Origin of the sequence: Gordonia malaquae NBRC 108250 (assembly GCF_000344135.1) — a bacterium.
Classification (GTDB): Bacteria; Actinomycetota; Actinomycetes; order Mycobacteriales; family Mycobacteriaceae; genus Gordonia; species Gordonia malaquae.
Window position 1 is genome coordinate 1 of record NZ_BAOP01000069.1, and the last position, 3,784, is coordinate 3,784.

Sequence of the window (3,784 nt, forward strand, 5' to 3'; positions counted from 1 at the left end):
CGGAAGGTCACGGTCGTCGTCGTGGCCGTACTCGAACCAGATCGTCGCGGCCACATCGGTCCCGGCACCGGTGAATGCGTCGAGCAATGAGTTGATGGCGGCGAGCGAGGCGGTGTCGCCGGCGATCAGCCATCGTGTGGGCGCAGGGTCGGGCATGTCGAACTTGCTGCCCATCACGGAGACGGACAGTCGGTCGCCGGCCTTCGCCTTCTGCGCCCACCGAGCGGCCGGGCCGTCGTGCAGAGTGAACTCGAGATGGAAGGTGTCCGTTTCCGGGTCCGGGTCGACGAGAGTGTATCCGCGCTGATGGAGGGCGTCGTCGGACGGAAACCATCCACGCACCCACATGGTCGGATGCACGGGGATCGCGGCGAGCAGACCCCCGGCGGCGAATCCGAGCCTCACATAATGCTCGGTGACCCGCTCAACGCCGGTCACCGTCAAGACGAAGTCGTCCGCGCGGAATGCCTTCATGATCGCGCCCTGCCAACCGCGCGACGGCTGCTTCTCACTCATACCGGCCAACCTCTCGTAGATGAGGTGAGCCTAACCAACTCCTCAGACGGGAGCGAGGGCGACTACGCCGGGATGCTCATCGACGTACCGCTTGGTGAACGTGCACAACGGCCGCACGCGCAGACCCTGGTCACGCATGTACTCCATGGCGTTGCCGGTGAGACGGGTGGCCAGGCCATGTCCGGAGTACTCGTCGTACAGGACGGTGTGCAGGATGGTGACCGTCTGCTCCGTGGTGTCGATGCGATAGCCGAGAACGCCGACCAGATCGCCCGCCACCCAGAGCTCGAACCGCTCACGGTCGGGGTTGTGGACGACTTCCGAAATCTGCTGAAGCAACGACCGCGCCGAACGATGCGGCGGGTGATGGCGATGGTTCCCGAGACGGTTCCTCAGATGCATGACACCTCCTGTGATGGCAGTCACAACCTTACGGTCGCGTAACCATGTGTCGCAAGTCACATCAGTCACATCTGCATCACGTTTCAGCGTCGGCCCGGGCCCTGCCCGCCGCCGAACGCCATGACGTACGCTGACCATCGTGCCCCTCATCGCTCCGGCGAACGACGGCGAGCACACACAATTACACACGCGGGGGCTCTCACGATCCGAGGGCTGAGATGGCGACTGGCGGTCGTCGACCGCTCGAACCTGTCCGGGTAATGCCGGCGTAGGGAGGAGAAGTCATGGGCACACCTGTGTCTGCAGACAGCGTCACCACAGGCCCGATCCAGGGCAGCACCAAGGAGTACCTGCACGTCGACGAACTGCGCGTTCCGCAGCGACGTGTCCACCTGACGAACGGCGAGCACCTCGACCTGTACGACACCTCGGGTCCGTACACCGATTCGAGCGCCGTGATCGACGTCGAATCCGGTCTCGAGAAGACCCGCGACACGTGGACCAGGCCGGCGCCCGTCGACGGCGTCGCAACGCAGCTCGCATGGGCTCGGGCGGGAGTGATCACCCCGGAGATGCGCTACATCGCCGCCCGTGAGGGAGTCGACGTCGAACTGGTGCGCAGCGAGGTCGCAATCGGCCGGGCCGTGATCCCGGCGAACCACAAGCATCCCGAATGCGAACCGATGATCATCGGCAAGGCCTTCTCGGTGAAGGTCAACGCCAACATCGGCAACTCAGCGGTCACGTCGTCGATCGCGGAGGAAGTCGAGAAGATGGTGTGGGCCACCCGGTGGGGCGCAGACACCATCATGGACCTCTCGACGGGCAAGGACATCCACGTGACCCGCGAATGGATCATGCGGAACTCCCCCGTCCCCGTCGGCACCGTGCCGATCTACCAGGCCCTGGAGAAGGTCAACGGCGATCCCACCAAGCTCACCTGGGAGATCTACCGCGACACCGTCATCGAGCAGGCCGAGCAGGGCGTCGACTACATGACCGTGCACGCGGGTGTCCTCCTGCGCTACGTGCCGCTGACCGCGAAGCGGGTCACAGGCATCGTCTCGCGTGGCGGGTCGATCATGGCGGCGTGGTGCCTGGCGCACCACACCGAGTCGTTCCTGTACACCCACTTCGACGAGCTGTGCGAGATCCTCGCGCGCTACGACATCACGTTCTCGCTGGGCGACGGTCTGCGCCCCGGCTCGATCGCAGACGCCAACGATGAGGCGCAGTTCGCCGAGCTGCGCACGCTCGGCGAGCTGACGAAGATCGCCAAGAGTCACGGTGTCCAGGTGATGATCGAGGGCCCTGGCCACGTCCCGATGCACAAGATCGCCGAGAACGTCCGCCTGGAGGAGGAGTGGTGTGAGGAGGCTCCGTTCTACACGCTCGGACCGCTCGCCACCGACATCGCTCCCGCATACGACCACATCACGTCGGCGATCGGCGCGGCGATGATCGCGCAGGCCGGCACCGCGATGCTCTGCTACGTCACGCCGAAGGAGCACCTCGGGCTGCCGAACAGGGACGACGTGAAGGTCGGCGTCATCACGTACAAGATCGCCGCCCACGCCGCTGATCTGGCGAAGGCGCATCCCAGGGCGCAGGAACGGGACGACGCCCTCTCGAAGGCGCGTTTCGAGTTCCGTTGGACCGATCAGTTCAACCTCGCGCTCGATCCCGACACGGCTCGCGAATACCACGACGAGACGATGCCCGCCGAGCCGGCGAAGACCGCGCACTTCTGCTCGATGTGCGGACCGAAGTTCTGCTCGATGCGGATCTCGGCCGACGTCCGCACGTACGCCGAGGAGAACAACCTCGTCACCGCCGACGACATCGATCGGAAGATCGCTCAGGAGATGGCCGCGAAGTCGGAGGAGTTCGCGGCCGCCGGCAACCAGGTGTACCTGCCGCTCACCGAGGTCTCCAATGAGGGGGTTGCAAAGGAAGAGGTCGCCGCACCGTGACCGATCTGCTGCCCACCGCTGCCCCCGGCGAGACACCGGTCCGCGTCATGACGATCGCCGGGTCCGACTCCGGCGGAGGCGCCGGAATCCAGGCCGACCTCCGCACGTTTGCGCTCCTCGGGCTCCATGGCTGTGTCGCCGTGACCGCGGTGACCGTCCAGAACAGTCTCGGAGTCAGCGGTGTGCAGACGATCGACCCCGAGGTGGTGGCCGCCCAGATCCGGACGGTCACGTCCGACATCGGGGTGAGCGCCGTGAAGACGGGGATGCTGGCGACGGCCGAGATCATCTCGGCGATCGCCGACGCGTGCACCGAGGTCGGCATCGGCGGCGGAGGGGTGCCGCTGGTGGTCGACCCGGTGTGCGCGTCGATGCACGGCGACCCTCTGCTCGCGACAGATGCCCTCGACACGTTGGTCGGCCGCATGTTCCCGCTGGCCGACATCGTCACACCGAATCTCGACGAGGTCCGGCTCATCACCGGCGTCGACGTCGTCGACGCCGACTCACAGCGAGCGGCCGCACGAGCCCTCCGTGATCGGGGCACACGATGGGCGCTCGTGAAGGGCGGTCACCTCCGCGGCAGCGACCGCAGTCCCGACCTGCTGTTCGACGGCGACGACTACATCGAGATCGACGGACCACGCATCGACACACCACATGATCACGGAGCGGGCGACACCCTCGCCGCCGCGATCTGCAGCGCGCTGGCCCACGGATACTCGATGCCAGACGCCGTCGTGTTCGCCAAACGTTGGGTGACGCGCGGTCTGGAGTCCGCGTACCCGCTCGGCGCAGGCCACGGCCCCGTCAATCCCCTCTGGCGCGTCGGCTGACCACGCGCCCCACTGATCCTTGGGACGCGACTCAACTGCTCCTTGAGCGAGCGGAGC

General features: G+C 66.2%; 4 protein-coding genes and 1 riboswitch. Of the genes, 2 read left to right on the forward strand and 2 right to left on the reverse strand.

Annotation, left to right across the window (positions count from 1 at the left end; all coding sequences use genetic code 11):
- A partial coding sequence (locus GM1_RS21130) for a siderophore-interacting protein (protein ID WP_008382314.1) occupies positions 1–516 on the reverse strand: 516 nt, incomplete at its 3' end.
- 42 nt (positions 517–558) lie between these two features.
- Positions 559–918 (reverse strand): GNAT family N-acetyltransferase, encoded by a 360-nt coding sequence (locus GM1_RS21135; RefSeq protein ID WP_008382316.1) that lies wholly within the window; start codon positions 916–918, stop codon positions 559–561.
- A 179-nt stretch (positions 919–1,097) separates the two neighbouring features.
- Positions 1,098–1,209, forward strand: a riboswitch (TPP riboswitch).
- On the opposite strand from GM1_RS21135, the gene thiC reads away from it, so the two are divergent.
- Both thiC and thiD read left to right on the forward strand, forming a co-directional pair.
- The gene (gene thiC, locus GM1_RS21140) at positions 1,203–2,891 is read left to right on the forward strand and encodes a phosphomethylpyrimidine synthase ThiC (protein ID WP_008382317.1); all 1,689 of its coding nucleotides are present in this window, start codon (positions 1,203–1,205) and stop codon (positions 2,889–2,891) included. Its footprint overlaps the riboswitch before it by 7 nt.
- Positions 2,892–2,938: 47 nt before the next feature.
- Complete coding sequence (gene thiD, locus GM1_RS21145; protein ID WP_052005505.1) at positions 2,939–3,727, forward strand: bifunctional hydroxymethylpyrimidine kinase/phosphomethylpyrimidine kinase; 789 nt, start codon at positions 2,939–2,941, stop codon at positions 3,725–3,727.
- Positions 3,728–3,784: the final 57 nt, after the last annotated feature.